This window comes from Pseudomonas sp. PP3 (genome assembly GCF_905336995.1).
Classification (GTDB): domain Bacteria; phylum Pseudomonadota; class Gammaproteobacteria; order Pseudomonadales; family Pseudomonadaceae; genus Aquipseudomonas; species Aquipseudomonas reinekei.
Genome location: NZ_HG995459.1, coordinates 206,015 through 219,918 on the forward strand (window position 1 = coordinate 206,015; position 13,904 = coordinate 219,918).

Annotated in this window: 13 protein-coding genes; 8 read left to right on the plus strand and 5 right to left on the minus strand. The window is 60.3% G+C overall.

Annotation, left to right across the window (positions count from 1 at the left end):
- Position 1: 1 nt before the first annotated feature.
- From KHO07_RS00900 to KHO07_RS00910, 3 genes are all read right to left on the minus strand, one after another.
- A complete protein-coding gene (locus KHO07_RS00900) occupies positions 2-2,848 on the minus strand; it encodes a class I adenylate cyclase (RefSeq protein ID WP_212626262.1) in 2,847 nt (948 codons plus the stop codon).
- A 204-nt stretch (positions 2,849-3,052) separates the two neighbouring features.
- Positions 3,053-3,298: a TIGR02647 family protein gene (locus tag KHO07_RS00905; RefSeq protein WP_057712785.1), complete on the minus strand. Its 246-nt coding sequence runs from the start codon at positions 3,296-3,298 to the stop codon at positions 3,053-3,055.
- A gap of 314 nt (positions 3,299-3,612) precedes the next feature.
- The gene (locus KHO07_RS00910) at positions 3,613-3,897 is read right to left on the minus strand and encodes a hypothetical protein (protein ID WP_075946455.1); all 285 of its coding nucleotides are present in this window, start codon (positions 3,895-3,897) and stop codon (positions 3,613-3,615) included.
- Between the two features lie 124 nt (positions 3,898-4,021).
- On the opposite strand from KHO07_RS00910, the gene KHO07_RS00915 reads away from it, so the two are divergent.
- Complete coding sequence (locus KHO07_RS00915; RefSeq protein WP_150734044.1) at positions 4,022-4,681, plus strand: glutathione S-transferase; 660 nt, start codon at positions 4,022-4,024, stop codon at positions 4,679-4,681.
- A 92-nt stretch (positions 4,682-4,773) separates the two neighbouring features.
- Here the strand turns inward: KHO07_RS00915 and argH are convergent, their stop codons facing one another.
- The gene (gene argH / locus KHO07_RS00920; protein WP_212626263.1) at positions 4,774-6,168 is read right to left on the minus strand and encodes an argininosuccinate lyase; all 1,395 of its coding nucleotides are present in this window, start codon (positions 6,166-6,168) and stop codon (positions 4,774-4,776) included.
- A 454-nt stretch (positions 6,169-6,622) separates the two neighbouring features.
- On the opposite strand from argH, the gene KHO07_RS00925 reads away from it, so the two are divergent.
- From KHO07_RS00925 to KHO07_RS00955, 7 genes are all read left to right on the plus strand, one after another.
- Positions 6,623-7,369, plus strand: coding sequence for a LytTR family DNA-binding domain-containing protein (locus tag KHO07_RS00925; protein ID WP_075946453.1), 747 nt, complete (start codon positions 6,623-6,625; stop codon positions 7,367-7,369).
- Between the two features lie 138 nt (positions 7,370-7,507).
- Positions 7,508-8,449: a hydroxymethylbilane synthase gene (gene hemC / locus KHO07_RS00930; protein ID WP_150734046.1), complete on the plus strand. Its 942-nt coding sequence runs from the start codon at positions 7,508-7,510 to the stop codon at positions 8,447-8,449.
- The gene (locus KHO07_RS00935; protein ID WP_212626264.1) at positions 8,446-9,213 is read left to right on the plus strand and encodes a uroporphyrinogen-III synthase; all 768 of its coding nucleotides are present in this window, start codon (positions 8,446-8,448) and stop codon (positions 9,211-9,213) included. The genes hemC and KHO07_RS00935 overlap by 4 nt, the downstream gene beginning before the upstream one ends.
- A 16-nt stretch (positions 9,214-9,229) precedes the next feature.
- Entirely contained in the window at positions 9,230-10,390 is a 1,161-nt protein-coding gene (locus tag KHO07_RS00940; RefSeq protein WP_212626265.1) for a uroporphyrinogen-III C-methyltransferase, read from the plus strand.
- Positions 10,387-11,625 carry a heme biosynthesis protein HemY gene (locus KHO07_RS00945; protein ID WP_212626266.1) on the plus strand — a complete coding sequence of 413 codons (1,239 nt, stop codon included), beginning with the start codon at positions 10,387-10,389 and terminating at the stop codon, positions 11,623-11,625. Before KHO07_RS00940 ends, KHO07_RS00945 begins: the two co-directional genes overlap by 4 nt.
- Positions 11,626-11,874: 249 nt before the next feature.
- Positions 11,875-12,426 carry a disulfide bond formation protein B gene (locus KHO07_RS00950; RefSeq protein ID WP_212626267.1) on the plus strand — a complete coding sequence of 184 codons (552 nt, stop codon included), beginning with the start codon at positions 11,875-11,877 and terminating at the stop codon, positions 12,424-12,426.
- Positions 12,427-12,597: 171 nt separating this feature from the next.
- The gene (locus tag KHO07_RS00955) at positions 12,598-13,056 is read left to right on the plus strand and encodes an Rsd/AlgQ family anti-sigma factor (protein ID WP_075946447.1); all 459 of its coding nucleotides are present in this window, start codon (positions 12,598-12,600) and stop codon (positions 13,054-13,056) included.
- A 61-nt stretch (positions 13,057-13,117) separates the two neighbouring features.
- Here the strand turns inward: KHO07_RS00955 and KHO07_RS00960 are convergent, their stop codons facing one another.
- Positions 13,118-13,783: an FKBP-type peptidyl-prolyl cis-trans isomerase gene (locus KHO07_RS00960; RefSeq protein ID WP_150734051.1), complete on the minus strand. Its 666-nt coding sequence runs from the start codon at positions 13,781-13,783 to the stop codon at positions 13,118-13,120.
- Positions 13,784-13,904 lie beyond the last annotated feature (121 nt).

Here is a 13,904-nt window from a genome sequence, read left to right on the forward strand (position 1 = left end):
GTCAGACCTGCTCGAGCGCTGCGTTCAATGCACGCTCCAGGTCGGCCTTGTAGCGCAAATAAAGATTGCTTGAACCCTGAACATCACCGAGCAGGCCAGACAGGTCCAGGTCGGTGATGTAGCAGCGGTAACGTTCGGTCTCGCGGCGCTGCTCGACAATCTCCCGGGCGACCACGCTGAACAGTTGGTCGCCGTGCTCCAGCTCTGAAAACTCCCGTTGATTGCAATACAGCGTGACCTGCACCTTGCCCGGTGCGGCTTTGCCGACGATCGCCTGTACGTCGTAGAACGGCTTGTTGACCGGGGTTTGTGGTGCCGGCCGGGCCTCGACCCGGCGCGCTCGGCCTGGACCGTTCGGCAGTAGCTGGTAATACAGGATGTGCGGATTTTTCGGCTGCGCCGAATCCATCGGCAGCGCCGCGTCACGCCGGTATTGAATCGACAGCAGAAACCGTTGCAACGGCACCAGCAGGCTCTGCTCGTCATGCCAGGGCAAGCGCTGATGCCACATGGCATTGAGTTCATCGAGCACGTACAGATCGGCCAGGCCTTCGCTCACCCGATAGAACACTTGAATGCTGTCAGGCTGGCCCATGGGCAGCAACAGTGACAGGTCGTGATCTTCCAGCGCCATCGGGTCCAGGTGCAGCGGGCTGTAGCCGGACTGTTCCTGCGCCAGGTACTCGAACAGGGCCGGCAGCGAGGTGAGGGCTGCATGCTTGACCTGGCCAGGCACCAGCTCAAGTACGTGGTAATGGTGCTGGACCTGGATCAGGTAGCGCAGATTGAGTTGGCTCAGCAGCAGGTTCTGCGCGGTGTCGAGAATGTCTTCGACGCGCTGGGCGATGAACTGCGCGCGGTTGTGGCAGAAACAACGCACGCGCAACTTCGGCTGCAGCGGGCCGTCCGGCAGGTTGTTGAGGTAATCACGCAGGCAGTCGAGCAGGGCGTGAAGGCCGTCGTAGCGGCTGACCAGCACTTCGTTCCAGCTGTTGAGCGTGACCTGGTCGAGGGTCATCACCAGGTTCTCCCGGACCCCGGCATAGCTCAGTGAATCGGTACGCTCGGTGGTCATCAGGATGTTCAAGTCGCGGTGATGCTTGAGCGGGTCGACACCCACGTTTACCAGAATCAGCACTTCGCTCGGCACGCTGGCGCGCAGCAAGGGCTCTTCGGCAACGGTCGGCAGCGGCAAGGGAATGCTTTGTTGCAAGCTGCCGAGCAAATTGAACAGCTCGAATTCGCTCAAGTCGCTGCTGCCGGGGTGCAAGGCCAGGCGCGTGCTGCTGTCGATCACGCCGTTGCGATGGCACCAGGTGAGCAATTCGAGCAGATGCCGGCTGCGCTTGATCGGCGCGAAATGCTCCCATTCAAGGGCAGTCAGGCTGCCGTTGTACAAGCCCCATAGGCTTTGCCCGGATTCCTTTTTGTCGGGCGAGTGCACCAGCGTCAGAGTGTCCTCGGCCAGGTCCGGGGCGATGCCCGGATTGATGAACTCGACCTTGTCGGCTTTTCGCTCGAACGCCGCATACAGGCGGCGTCCCAGCACGCTGAGATCGCGTTTGTTGATCAGGCTGACGGTTTGTTCGTTGCGGGCAAACTGGGTCAGGAAGCGGTAGCTGTAATTCAGCTCGTTGACCAACGCGCGACGCTCCGAACTGACTTGCCGGACTTTCCACTGGCTGCGGCTGTCGAGCAGGGCCAGTTGGCGCGGGTCCCACTTCCATTCATGGGCCAGGCGTTCAAGCAGCGAACGTTGCCAGCTCTGGGTACGGCCGCCGCTTCCGGTCAGCTTGCGATTGACCTTCAGGTACAGCGCGCGCCGCACCAGTTCCAGGCGTTCCGGTTCATTTCGGGCAATGAGGTACTCCTCGATGCGCCGGTAAACCACGACGTACGGGTCCAGTTCATCAAGGTCGAGCTGATTGGCGAACACCGCTTGTTTGAAGCGCAGACTCAAGCACTGGACCTTGGGGTGTTCGCTGGCGTAGACCTCGGTCAGCAGCAGCTTGAGGACTGATTTGTATGGCGACTCAATGCCCTTGAACAGTTGCCAAAGGCCGGCGCCGACGAATTCGCCGGGTGGAATAAACGCCAGGTGCCCCAGGTCCAGGCTTTCGTCGGCGCGGATGAAACGCTTGGACAGCAGCGTGTGGGTGTAGCGGTCGTAACTCGATTCTTCGTAGACCGGCACCAGCCACCAGATCGGTGTGCGTCCCGCCAGCCAGATCGCAGTGCGATAGAACTCGTCGAGAAGCAGGTAGTGCTGGGTCGTGCCGCAGTTTTCCGAACTCAGTTGATTGTCGCGCTCGCCCCGAACGAAACGAACCGGATCGATCAGGAAGAAGTGCGCCTCGGCGCCCTGGTTGGCAGCCCAGGCTTCAAGCAGCTGGCATTTCTTGCGCAGCTCGGCGAGCTCGTTTTCGCTCAAGTCCGGGCTGTGGCACACCCACACGTCCATATCGCTCTGATCGGCCTGGGCCAGGGTGCCGAGGCTGCCCATCAGAAACAGGCCGTGAATCGGCCGTGGCGGATTGCTGCCGTGGCGCGGCTTGTAGGAAAACGAGCGGGTCAGGCGCTGGGCTTCGGCGAGGACATTGGTGTCCGGCTCGAAATTCGACACCCCGGCCGGCGTGTTGCCCGAAACGTAACCCGGCAACAGTGGATGGTTGACGTGGAAGAACAACGGCAAAAGGCTCAACACCGCCTGCTGGCGCGTGGACAGGCCCTCAACGGCGCGACCCAGACGGCCCTCATTGAGCTTGAGAAAACGTGCGCGCAGCTGGTTGAGAACCTTTCGGTCGATTCCTTCGTCCAGATCGGGGCGGATTTCATGGGTGCGGGTCATGTCAGCTCAAACCGGCTCGCAGGGCTCGGATGTGGGGCTCTCGGGTGAGGGGCAGTTTAGCGCCTCGGCCTCGGGATTTTTAAGCTGATTTTGTTTTTTGACGTCAGATTTCTATCGCGTGGCGACAGCAGCTGGCAGAGGCGGGTAACCGGGCATGCCCGCGGAAATCCCATGGCGGGGTTTCCGTGGGCGATTCGATGGAATTCAGGCTGTTACTTCGGCGTTAAGAATGGTCAGCACGGTTTGCACATTTTGCGCGGCATCGCGACCCAGGCTGGTCAGGTAACCGCCGTCAGGCTGGTCGGTGAGTTCTTTTTCAAAGAGACGTTTGGCGGCGGCAATGTGTTTCGGGGCAGCGGTCTGATGAATTTTCAGACCTTCCTGGGAACTGTCCAGGTTGAAGAGTGCGAGGACTTCCAGTTCGGCAACCAACTCAGGGGTAAGCGACATAAGGACTCCAGACTTTCTAGGAATTGGACGACAGCGCTCCTAAGGTGAACCCGCTTGTGCGGCATGTCCAGTGCTCGCGACAGGGTTTTTTCGCCTTGGGCAGCATTCCCCGTCGGGCCGTGTGGCAGCGGGGTGTTTGCAGTGTAGTCAGGTGCCGGGGGGTGGCAGGCAGGATTGGCAACAAAATGTGTGGAGGAGCATTTGTGTGGCGAAGGAGCTTGCTCCCGCTCGACTGCGAAGCAGTCGCAAAGCTTTGGACCGCTTCGCGACCCAGCGGGAGCAAACTCCCTCGCCACAGAAACTGCTGTCGATGCTTATTTCTTTTCCGGCGGCAACTCTGGCAAGGCCCGCAATGCGGCTTCATACCATTCAGTATTGAACGCGCGGTCTTCTTCGAGGATCGCGTCGATTTCTACCGCTAAAACGTGAGCCATGAGATTGAGGATTTCTTCTCGCTCGTAACCTACCAGGGTCAACTTGTTGAACGTTGCCTTGGCCGCTGGCGGGTTGTCACTTTCGATCTGGTTTTCGATGGCTTCGACCAGCGTATTTTCGGCGAACTCTTCTTCGTCGGCATCGATATCGGTTGGCTCGCTCATGGCAGGCTCCTTGGGGAAAGGTGGCCAGTTTACCCGTATTCAGGCGCGTGATGCTGCTGGCAAGAAACCACAGAGCGATCTATAAAAGGGCACTGCCCACCCCGCACGGCCTGGAGGCTATGTGATGCTCAAGCTTTATGGATTTGCCGTCAGCAACTACTACAACATGGTCAAACTGGCACTGCTGGAAAAAGGCCTGCCGTTCGAAGAAGTGCCGTTTTACGCCGGGCAAACCCCGCAAGCGCTCACCATCAGCCCGCGTGGGAAAGTACCGGTGTTAGGCGCCGAGCAGGGTTTCATCAATGAAACCAGTGTAATTCTCGAATACATCGAGCAAAGCCAGAAAGGCACGCCACTGCTGCCAAGTGATCCTTTCGAGCGAGCGCAGGTAATGGCGTTGGCCAAGGAGATCGAGTTGTACATCGAACTGCCGGGCCGGGCTTGCTATGCGCAAGCATTCTTCGGCATGACAGTGCCTGATGCGATCAAGGAAAAGACCAAAACCGAGTTGCTGCTAGGCATCGCTTCCCTGGGCAGGCACGGCAAATTCAGCCCCTATGTGGCGGGCGACAGTTTAAGTGTGGCGGATTTGTATTTCCTGTACAGCGTGCCGTTGGCTTGCGGGGTCGCCAAGAAGTTGTTCGACATCGATTTGCTTGCCGAGCTGCCGGCGGCCAAGGCGCTGTTGCAGCGGCTGGAGCAGAATCCGAATGTGCAGCGGATTGCGGCTGACAAGGAAGCGGCCATGCCGGCGTTTATGGCGATGATCGCGGCCAAGAAGTAAGTTTGTAGCGCTATTGAGTCAGTCATCGAGGGCAAGCCCGCTCACACAGGGATCATACTGAACCTGTGGGAGCGGGCTTGCCCGCGATGCGTTTAACGGCTGGCGAGCAACGCCTGACCGCGAGCTACAGCCTGCTTCACCTGCGCCGGCGCGGTGCCGCCGATGTGGTTACGGGCATTGACCGAGCCTTCCAGGGTCAGCACGGCGAACACGTCCTGGTCGATCTGATCGCTGAACTTGCGCAGTTCTTCCAGGCTCATCTCCGCCAGGTCCTTGCCGCTTTCCACGCCGTACTTCACGGCGTGACCGACGATTTCGTGGCAATCACGGAACGGCAGGCCACGACGCACCAGGTAGTCGGCCAGGTCAGTGGCAGTGGAGAAGCCGCGCAGTGCCGCTTCACGCATCATCGCGTGCTTGGGCTTGATCGCCGGGATCATGTCGGCGAAGGCGCGCAACGAGTCGCGCAGGGTATCGGCGGCGTCGAACAACGGTTCCTTGTCTTCCTGGTTGTCCTTGTTGTAGGCCAGCGGCTGGCCTTTCATCAGGGTCAGCAGGCCCATCAGCGCGCCAAACACACGGCCGGACTTGCCACGCACCAGCTCCGGCACGTCCGGGTTTTTCTTTTGCGGCATGATCGAGCTGCCGGTGCAGAAACGGTCCGGCAGATCGATGAACTGGAACTGCGCGCTGGTCCACAGCACCAGCTCTTCGGAGAAACGCGACAGGTGCATCATCGCAATACTGGCGGCCGAGCAGAATTCGATGGCGAAATCGCGATCGGACACGTTGTCCAGCGAGTTGCCGCCGACGGCGTCGAAGCCCAGCAGTTGCGCGGTGTATTCGCGGTCGATCGGGTAGGTGGTGCCAGCCAGCGCGGCGCTGCCCAGAGGCATGCGGTTGGTGCGCTTGCGGCAGTCCACCAGGCGCTCATAGTCGCGGCTGAGCATTTCGAACCAGGCCAGCATGTGGTGCCCGAAGGTCACCGGCTGGGCAGTTTGCAGGTGAGTGAAGCCGGGCATGATGCTGCCAGCTTCGCGCTCGGCCTGTTCCAGCAAGCCTTTTTGCAAGCGGGTAATTTCGCCGAGGATCAGGTCGATCTCGTCGCGCAGCCACAGGCGGATGTCGGTGGCGACCTGGTCGTTGCGGCTGCGGCCGGTGTGCAGCTTTTTACCGGTCACACCGATGCGGTCGGTCAGACGCGCTTCGATGTTCATGTGCACGTCTTCGAGGTCGACGCGCCAGTCGAACTGGCCGGCCTCGATTTCACCCTGGATGGTCTTCAGGCCATCGGTGATGCTGTCGCGCTCGGCATCGGTCAGCACGCCGACCTTGGCCAACATGGTGGCGTGGGCGATCGAGCCCATGATGTCGTGGCGATACAGGCGCTGGTCGAAAGTGACGGAGGCGGTGAAGCGGGCGACGAAGGCGTCGACGGGTTCACTGAAGCGGCCGCCCCAGGACTGATTGGTCTTGTCAGTGCTCATGAATTCGCTCGTATCGGCTGAAGAAAGATGGCGTTGAAGCTGGCGCGGATAATAACAGGGTTGCCAATCGTGTCGGTGACACTGGTCGACTGGTTTTTCATGTCGTGACTCATGCCAGGTACAGGCCTTGTGCAAATTGCATAACGATATTTTTCAATTGAGCAATATCGTCTCGGCAACCGTCTACAGTTGGTCAATAGGATCAGCGCACTTCCCGGTGCCAATGCTGCCTATAAGAAGAGGGGGTGTTCGTATTGCGTATCAGCAAACCCTGTGGCGATGTGTCGCCAAAGCGGGCCTGGGCCGCTAATCGCCCGGCAGATGAAAATTTAGCTGCCCGACCAGCGGCACTTTTTGACGCTCGCGCTAGTCTTAGCGTGGATCGCGGTGACGGACGTCACTTCACCTGTCTACGCTATCCTTGTGCGAGACTCACGCAGGAATCCAGCGCAATATGAATGTCCTGATCGTTGATGACGACCCCCTAGCCCGCGAGCGCCTGAGCCGAATGGTTGGCGAACTCGAGGGATACAGTGTCCTGGAGCCTAGCGCCACGAATGGCGAAGAAGCGTTGGCACTGATCGACAGCCACAAGCCGGACATCGTGCTGCTCGATATCCGGATGCCGGGCCTCGATGGCCTGCAAGTAGCTGCGCGATTGTGCGAACGCGAAACTCCGCCCGCCGTGGTGTTTTGCACCGGGCCCGATGAATTTGCCGTGGAAGCCTTACAGGCCAGCGCCGTAGGCTATCTGGTGAAACCTGTGAGAACTGAACATTTACATGACGCGTTAAAAAAAGCCGAGCGCCCCAATCGTGTTCAACTCTCGGCCCTGACCCGCCCCGCCGCCGAAAGTGGCAGTGGTCCCCGCAGCCACATCAGCGCGCGAACCCGTAAAGGGATCGAGCTGATTCCGCTGGATCAGGTGGTCTACTTCATCGCGGATCACAAATACGTGACCTTGCGCCATGAAGCGGGCGAAGTGCTGCTCGACGAGCCACTCAAGGCCCTCGAAGACGAATTCGGTGACCGTTTCGTGCGCATCCACCGTAACGCGCTGGTGGCTCGTGAGCGCATCGAGCGCTTGCAACGCACGCCGCTTGGGCATTTCCAACTGTTCCTCAAAGGCCTGAATGGTGACGCATTGATCGTCAGTCGGCGCCATGTGGCGGGCGTGCGGAAAATGATGCAACAGCTTTAACTCGCTGTCCGCAGGCGAGTTCCACACCCGATTGCCGGATATCCGGGGCCAGGGAGGCCGAGTAGTTTCTGATACAAGTCAAAGTGGATTTGGCTGAGCTGTTATTATCCGTCGTATCTTTTCAGTACGGATTGATCCATGTCCTCTCGCCAAATCCGCATCGCCACCCGCAAAAGTGCTCTCGCCCTGTGGCAGGCCGAATACGTCAAAGCCCGTCTGGAAGAGGCCCATCCGGGGCTGCTCGTGACGTTGGTCCCAATGGTCAGTCGTGGCGACAAGCTGCTCGATTCGCCATTGTCGAAAATCGGTGGCAAAGGCCTGTTCGTCAAGGAACTGGAAACCGCGCTGCTGGAAAACGAAGCCGACATCGCCGTGCATTCGATGAAAGACGTGCCAATGGACTTCCCTGAAGGGCTCGGCCTGTTCTGCATCTGCGAGCGCGAAGACCCGCGCGATGCGTTCGTCTCCAATACCTATTCCAGCCTGGATCAATTGCCGCAAGGCAGCATCGTCGGTACATCGAGCCTGCGCCGTCAGGCCCAGTTGCTGACCCGTCGACCGGACCTGGAAATCCGCTTCCTGCGCGGCAACGTCAACACCCGTCTGGCCAAGCTGGATGCGGGCGAATACGACGCCATTATTCTCGCCGCGGCCGGTTTGATCCGGTTGGGCTTTGAAGATCGCATCACCTCGCCCATCAGTGTCGACGACAGCTTGCCGGCCGGTGGCCAGGGCGCCGTCGGCATCGAGTGCCGGACTGCCGACAGCGAGATTCACGCGCTGCTGGCGCCGCTGCATCATCAGGACACGGCCACCCGCGTGACCGCCGAACGAGCCCTCAACAAACACCTCAATGGCGGCTGCCAAGTGCCCATCGCCTGCTACGCCGTGCTTGAAGGCGAGCAGGTCTGGCTGCGTGGCCTGGTGGGCGACCCGAGTGGCGGCCTGCTGCTCAGTGCCGATGCGCGTGCGCCACGTGGCGCTGCCGAAGCGTTGGGTGTGCAGGTGGCCGAAGATCTTTTGAGCCAGGGCGCCGCCGACATTCTCAAGGCGGTCTACGGCGAGGCAGGTCACGAGTGACGGGTTGGCGCCTGCTGCTGACGCGTCCGGCGGATGAGTCGGCGGCGCTGAGTCGCTACTTGGCCGAGCGGGGGATTTTCAGCAGCAGCCTGCCGCTTTTGGACATAGCCCCGATCCCGGCCTCTGAGACAATGCTCGACGTGATTCGGGATCTGGACCGCTATTGCGCCGTGATCGTGGTCAGCAAACCCGCTGCGCGAACAGGCGTCGAGTTGCTCGACCGGATCGGCGTGCACCCCAGGCATGTGAAGTGGTTCAGTGTCGGTGCGGCCACCGCGCAGATCCTTGAGGAGCGCGGCCTGGACGTGTGCTTTCCCGAGACCGGCGATGACAGCGAGGCCTTGCTTGAATTGCCGCGGTTGCGCGAGGCTATCGCCCGACCTGATCCACGGGTACTGATTCTTCGCGGCGAGGGCGGGCGCGAGCTGCTGGCCGAGCGCTTGCGTGAGCGAGGTGCTAGTGTCGAGTATCTGGAGTTGTATCGTCGCGAACTGCCGCAGTACCCGCCGGCAGCGTTGTCGCAGCGGATTGAAGCGGAACGCCTGAACGCGCTGGTGGTCAGCAGTGGACAGGGTTTCGAGCACCTGCATCAATTGGCCGGCGATGCCTGGCCGCAGTTGGCGCGTTTGCCGTTGTTTGTACCAAGCCCCAGGGTCGCCGAGCTGGCACGTGCCGCCGGGGCCATAACAGTTGTGGATTGTCGTGGCGCGAGTGCCGCGGCATTGCTGACGGCGCTACGGGAGCATCCCGAGCCCGTTCTCTAATGCAAAGGATGGATACGTGAGCGAAACAGCCTTGCCTAAAGATGACTCGCGGCCTGTGCTTGATGCGCCGGTTGATGTGCCTGTTAATGAAACGCCGCTTCCCCCTGCCGCAGAGCAGCGCCGAGGCAATGGGCTGGCAGTCGTCGCGCTGCTGCTGGGCGCCGCCGGTATCGCGGTGGGTGGTTGGGGTGTCTGGCAGGTGCGTCACCTGCAAGCGACCCATCAACAGCAATTGAGCCAGGTGCAGGCGCTGAGCGACGAGGCGCAAAGCCTGAAGCTCAATGAACAACGCTTGAGCGCACGTCTCGAGCAACTGCCGGGCGCCGATGTGCTGGAAGAGCGCAGCCGTCTGGTGGTTCAGTTGCAGGGTGAGCAACAGAAACTCAATCAGCGTCTGGAAACCGTCCTTGGCGCCAGCCGCAAGGATTGGCGCCTGGCCGAAGCCGAGCACTTGTTGCGTCTGGCCAGTCTTCGATTGTCGGCACTGCAGGACATCAGCAGCGCCCAGGCGCTGGTGCAGGGCGCTGATGAAATTCTCCGCGAACAGAATGATCCCGGCTCTTTTGCCGCTCGCGAGCAAGTGGCTAAAACCCTGGTGGCCCTGCGCAGTACCGAACAACCGGATCGCACCGGTTTGTTCCTGCGACTGGGCGCACTGCGCGATCAAGTGGTCAGCCTTACCGAGCTCGCGCCCGAGTACAAGGATCGGGGCGAATCCCTGTTGGGGCTCACCGCCGATGGCGATGGCGCCAGTCGTTGGGCGCAATGGTGGGATCAGATCTCGCGCTATATCCGCATCGATTTCAACGCCGACAAGAATGTCCGTCCGTTGCTGGCCGGGCAGAGCCTGAGCCAGGTGCGCCTGGCGTTGAGCCTGGCGCTGGAGCAGGCACAATGGGCTGCACTCAACGGCCAGGCCGCGGTTTACAGCCAGGCGCTGGACGAGGCGCGAGACGTGCTCAAAGGCAACTTCAACCCGGATAATCCGCAGAGCAAAGTGATGCTCGAGCAGGTGGCCGAACTCAGCAAACAGCCAGTCACCGTGGTCACCCCGGACCTGACCGGCACCCTGAGTGCGGTGCAAGGTTATCTGGAGCGGCGTAACGTCAATGCCGAGGACTCGGTCAAGCCGCTGGCCAAACCTGCTGCGAATACCGCGCAGGAGGCCACCCCATGAAACGCCTCTATGTGATCGTGTTTCTGGTCATCGCGGCGGCGGCCGCGCTGGGCCTGGCCATCGCTGAGCATTCCGGTTACGTGCTGATTGCCTACAAGAGCTTTCGCTTCGAATCGAGCCTGTGGGCAACGCTGGCGTTGGTGGCGGTGCTCTGGCTGGTGTTCTGGGGCATCAAGGCGTTGATCGAGTTGGTGATGACGTCCAGCGGCGTGGTCAATCCGTGGTCGCGGCGCAATCGCAGTCGTCGGGTGCAGGTGGCCATCGAACACGGGCAGCTGGACCTGGCCGAAGGTCGCTGGGCCAGTGCGCAGCGTCATCTGCATCGCGCCGCGGAAGCTGAACGCCAACCGCTGCTTTACTATCTCGGCGCTGCCCGCGCGGCGAACGAACAAGGTCATTACGAAGAGAGTGACAACCTTCTGGAGCGTGCTCTGGAGCGTCAACCCCATGCCGAGTTGGCGATTGCCTTGAGTCACGCGCAATTGCAGACCGACCGTGGCGATACCGATGGTGCCCTCGCCACCTTGCAAGCCATGCACGAGCGACACCCGCATAACGCGCAGACGCTGCGCCAGTTGCAACGTCTTCACCAACAGCGGGGTGATTGGTCGGCGGTAATCCGCCTGCTGCCTGAGTTGCGCAAGGATAAAGTCTTGCCCAAGGCCGAGCTGGCTGAACTGGAGCGCCGCGCCTGGGGTGAGAACCTGTCTCTGGCAGCGCATCAGGACGCGGATGGAGCCGTCGGTCTGCAAACGCTCGAACGCGCCTGGCAGCAACTGACATCGGCTCAGCGCCAGGAACCGCAACTGGTGCTGGCCTATGCCGAGCAACTGCGTCAACTCGGCGCTCAGGCCGAGGCCGAAGACGTCTTGCGCACCGCACTCAAACGCGGCTACGACAGCCATCTGGCGCGTCTCTACGGGTTGGTGCGTGGCAGTGATCCGGCGCGTCAGCTACAACTGGCCGAAGGCTGGCTCAAGGAACATCCCGCCGATCCGAGCCTGTTGCTGACCCTGGGGCGCTTGTGTCTGCAAGCCAGCCTGTGGGGCAAGGCCCGGGACTATCTGGAAAGCAGTCTGCGTGTGCAGCGCAACCCGGAAGCCTGTGCCGAGCTGGCGCGGCTGCTGGCGCAAATGGGCGACACCGAGCGCAGCAATCAACTGTTCCAGGAAGGCCTGGGCATGCTGGATGAGCGCTTGTTGGCAGCACCGTTACCGGTACTCGCTCACGCTTGATGGTTTAACGCTGTAGGAGCAGCCCCTATAGGAAACTGCACGGAAGGCAGCTCAGGGTGGCGAAAATCACCCTGTTTTTGTCTTCCTGTCGCAACTTAAGCAGAGTCCTACAAGCGACTACATCCAATCCTCTAACTTCTGTCGGGAATTCCCTACGTCCCTGCTGAAGTGTCGCTGTCCCCCTGCCTTGAAAGGCTGGCGCGCTTTCCTCTACCGTAGCTGTCTGTCCTTAATTGTTACGGAAAAGCCATGTCGTTGGCCTGTTCACGCTCCTTGTTTTTTACGCTTTTCATTGCGGGTGCCCTGGTGCTGGGCGTGTCTTACTACCTGGAATACGCCGTCGGCCTCAAGCCCTGCGGGTTGTGTCTGTTGCAGCGGCTTAGCCTGGCGTTGCTGACGGGGGTCTGCCTCATCGCAGCAGTGCATGGCCCGGGACGCTTGGGGTCGTTCCTGTATTGGTTGCTGGGTCTTGGTTGCAGTCTGGCCGGTACTGTGACGGCGTGGCGGCAGGTCTTGCTGCAAAGCGACCCGGCGCGTCAGCTATCGAACTGCGTGCCGGATCTGACTGACCTGTTCGCCAGCGCCCCTTGGTCGTGTGTCGTGCGACTGATGTTCAAAGGCACGATCGACTGTGGGCAAATTGCCTGGACATTGTTCGACCTGAGCCTCCCCGAATGGAGCCTGCTGTTCTTCGTGGCGATGATGATTCTCGGGATTTATCAGTTGGTGCGACTTGTGCGGATCAGCGTGCAGCGACCGCTCGGCGGCGATTCGTCGCACCGGGCCCTGGTGGGTGATTAAACACTTGTATGAACTTTATCGCCTGCGTACCTTGAAGCCACAGTCGTGCGGGCATAATCTGGCCCGCACGTGTCATTGGAATTATGTTGCTCGATGACGCTCTGCCTGACCGCCCATTACAAGAGGCGAGCGGGCATAGAGCAGCTGACCCACAAGGGAAGAGAGATCACCATGCTCGAAAGTTGTCAGAATGCTCAGGAACGCTGGGGTGGAGTGCATCTGCTGATCGATCGCTGGTTGCAGGAGCGCAAAGAGCTGATCGACGCCTACGACAAGCTCGGTGCAAAGCCTGAAGCGCTGGGCGAGAATCGAAAGCCTTTGCAGGAATTCTGCGGCGTGCTGGTCGACTACGTATCCGCCGGGCACTTCGAGATCTACGAACAGCTGACGGGCGAGGCCAAGGCCTTCAACGACAAACGTGGTCTGGAACTGGCCGAGACCATTTACCCGCGCATCGATGTCATCACCGAGAAACTCCTCGCGTTCAACGACCTGTGCGATGAAGGGAAGTGTGTCGCGGAGAAGTTCAAGGAACTCGGCGGCCTGCTGCATGAACGCTTCGAACTGGAAGACTGCCTGATCGAGGTCCTGCACACCGCTCACAAGGAAACCGATTCGGTCCAGGCTTGAATCGCTTCGTGCAAGACCCCGAAACGGCGTGCCCCAGGCACGCCGTTTTTCATTTCTGCTTTCAGCCGGTAGCGCCGCGTAATTCGACCTCGAACACCAGGGGTGTGAAAGGCGCAATCAGGTCACCGGCACCGTCCGCTCCATAGGCTTGCGCTGAAGGAATCACCAGGCGCCATTTTGCGCCGACCGGCATTTGCTGCAACGCACTGCGCCAGCCGCTGATTACGCTATCGAGACTAAACCACTGCGGCTGACTGTTCTGGTCGAACACTGAACCGTCAGGCAGGCGACCGATGTACAGCACCTGCACCTTGCCATTCGGTCCGGCCTTGGCGCCAGTGCCGGGGGCCAGTTCTGTCAGCAGGATTCCATCGGCCAATTCACGGACACCGGGTTTGGCTTTTTCCGCAGCGAGAAATCGTTGCTCGTTTTCCAGTGCCAGTTCGCTTTGCGGTGCCGGTGATTGCATGGCCACCCGCGCTTCGTGCTCGGTGAGAATCTGCTCGATCTGTTCGTCTTTCAACGCCAATGGTTTGCCTTGGTAGGCTTGCTGCAGGCCTTCGACCAGCGCCTTGAGTTGCAGGTCGGGAACCTCCTGGCGCAAGCGTTCGCCGAGGCTCGCGCCCAGGCTGTAAGCGAGATCGTGGGCGTCGTTTTCCTGGTTTTTTTCTGCGGCCTGGGCCACGGAAAAAACTACGCACAACGATAAAAAAAGGTAGCGCGACATCGGCACTCTCCGACCTGAGATGCGGGCGATTATGCCAGTGTGAACAGACTAAACGGTGAACTGCTTTTTGCGTCGACGAAGAAGATTTTCGTTGGTTTGCAACACACCGCTTTCGATAGTG

Coding starts and splice junctions, on each gene's coding strand:
- KHO07_RS00900 (WP_212626262.1), bottom strand. CDS start 2,848: ATGACCCGCACCCATGAAATCCGCCCCGATCTGGACGAAGGAATCGAC.
- KHO07_RS00905 (WP_057712785.1), bottom strand. CDS start 3,298: ATGTCGCTTACCCCTGAGTTGGTTGCCGAACTGGAAGTCCTCGCACTC.
- KHO07_RS00910 (WP_075946455.1), bottom strand. CDS start 3,897: ATGAGCGAGCCAACCGATATCGATGCCGACGAAGAAGAGTTCGCCGAA.
- KHO07_RS00915 (WP_150734044.1), top strand. CDS start 4,022: ATGCTCAAGCTTTATGGATTTGCCGTCAGCAACTACTACAACATGGTC.
- argH (WP_212626263.1), bottom strand. CDS start 6,168: ATGAGCACTGACAAGACCAATCAGTCCTGGGGCGGCCGCTTCAGTGAA.
- KHO07_RS00925 (WP_075946453.1), top strand. CDS start 6,623: ATGAATGTCCTGATCGTTGATGACGACCCCCTAGCCCGCGAGCGCCTG.
- hemC (WP_150734046.1), top strand. CDS start 7,508: ATGTCCTCTCGCCAAATCCGCATCGCCACCCGCAAAAGTGCTCTCGCC.
- KHO07_RS00945 (WP_212626266.1), top strand. CDS start 10,387: ATGAAACGCCTCTATGTGATCGTGTTTCTGGTCATCGCGGCGGCGGCC.
- KHO07_RS00950 (WP_212626267.1), top strand. CDS start 11,875: ATGTCGTTGGCCTGTTCACGCTCCTTGTTTTTTACGCTTTTCATTGCG.
- KHO07_RS00955 (WP_075946447.1), top strand. CDS start 12,598: ATGCTCGAAAGTTGTCAGAATGCTCAGGAACGCTGGGGTGGAGTGCAT.
- KHO07_RS00960 (WP_150734051.1), bottom strand. CDS start 13,783: ATGTCGCGCTACCTTTTTTTATCGTTGTGCGTAGTTTTTTCCGTGGCC.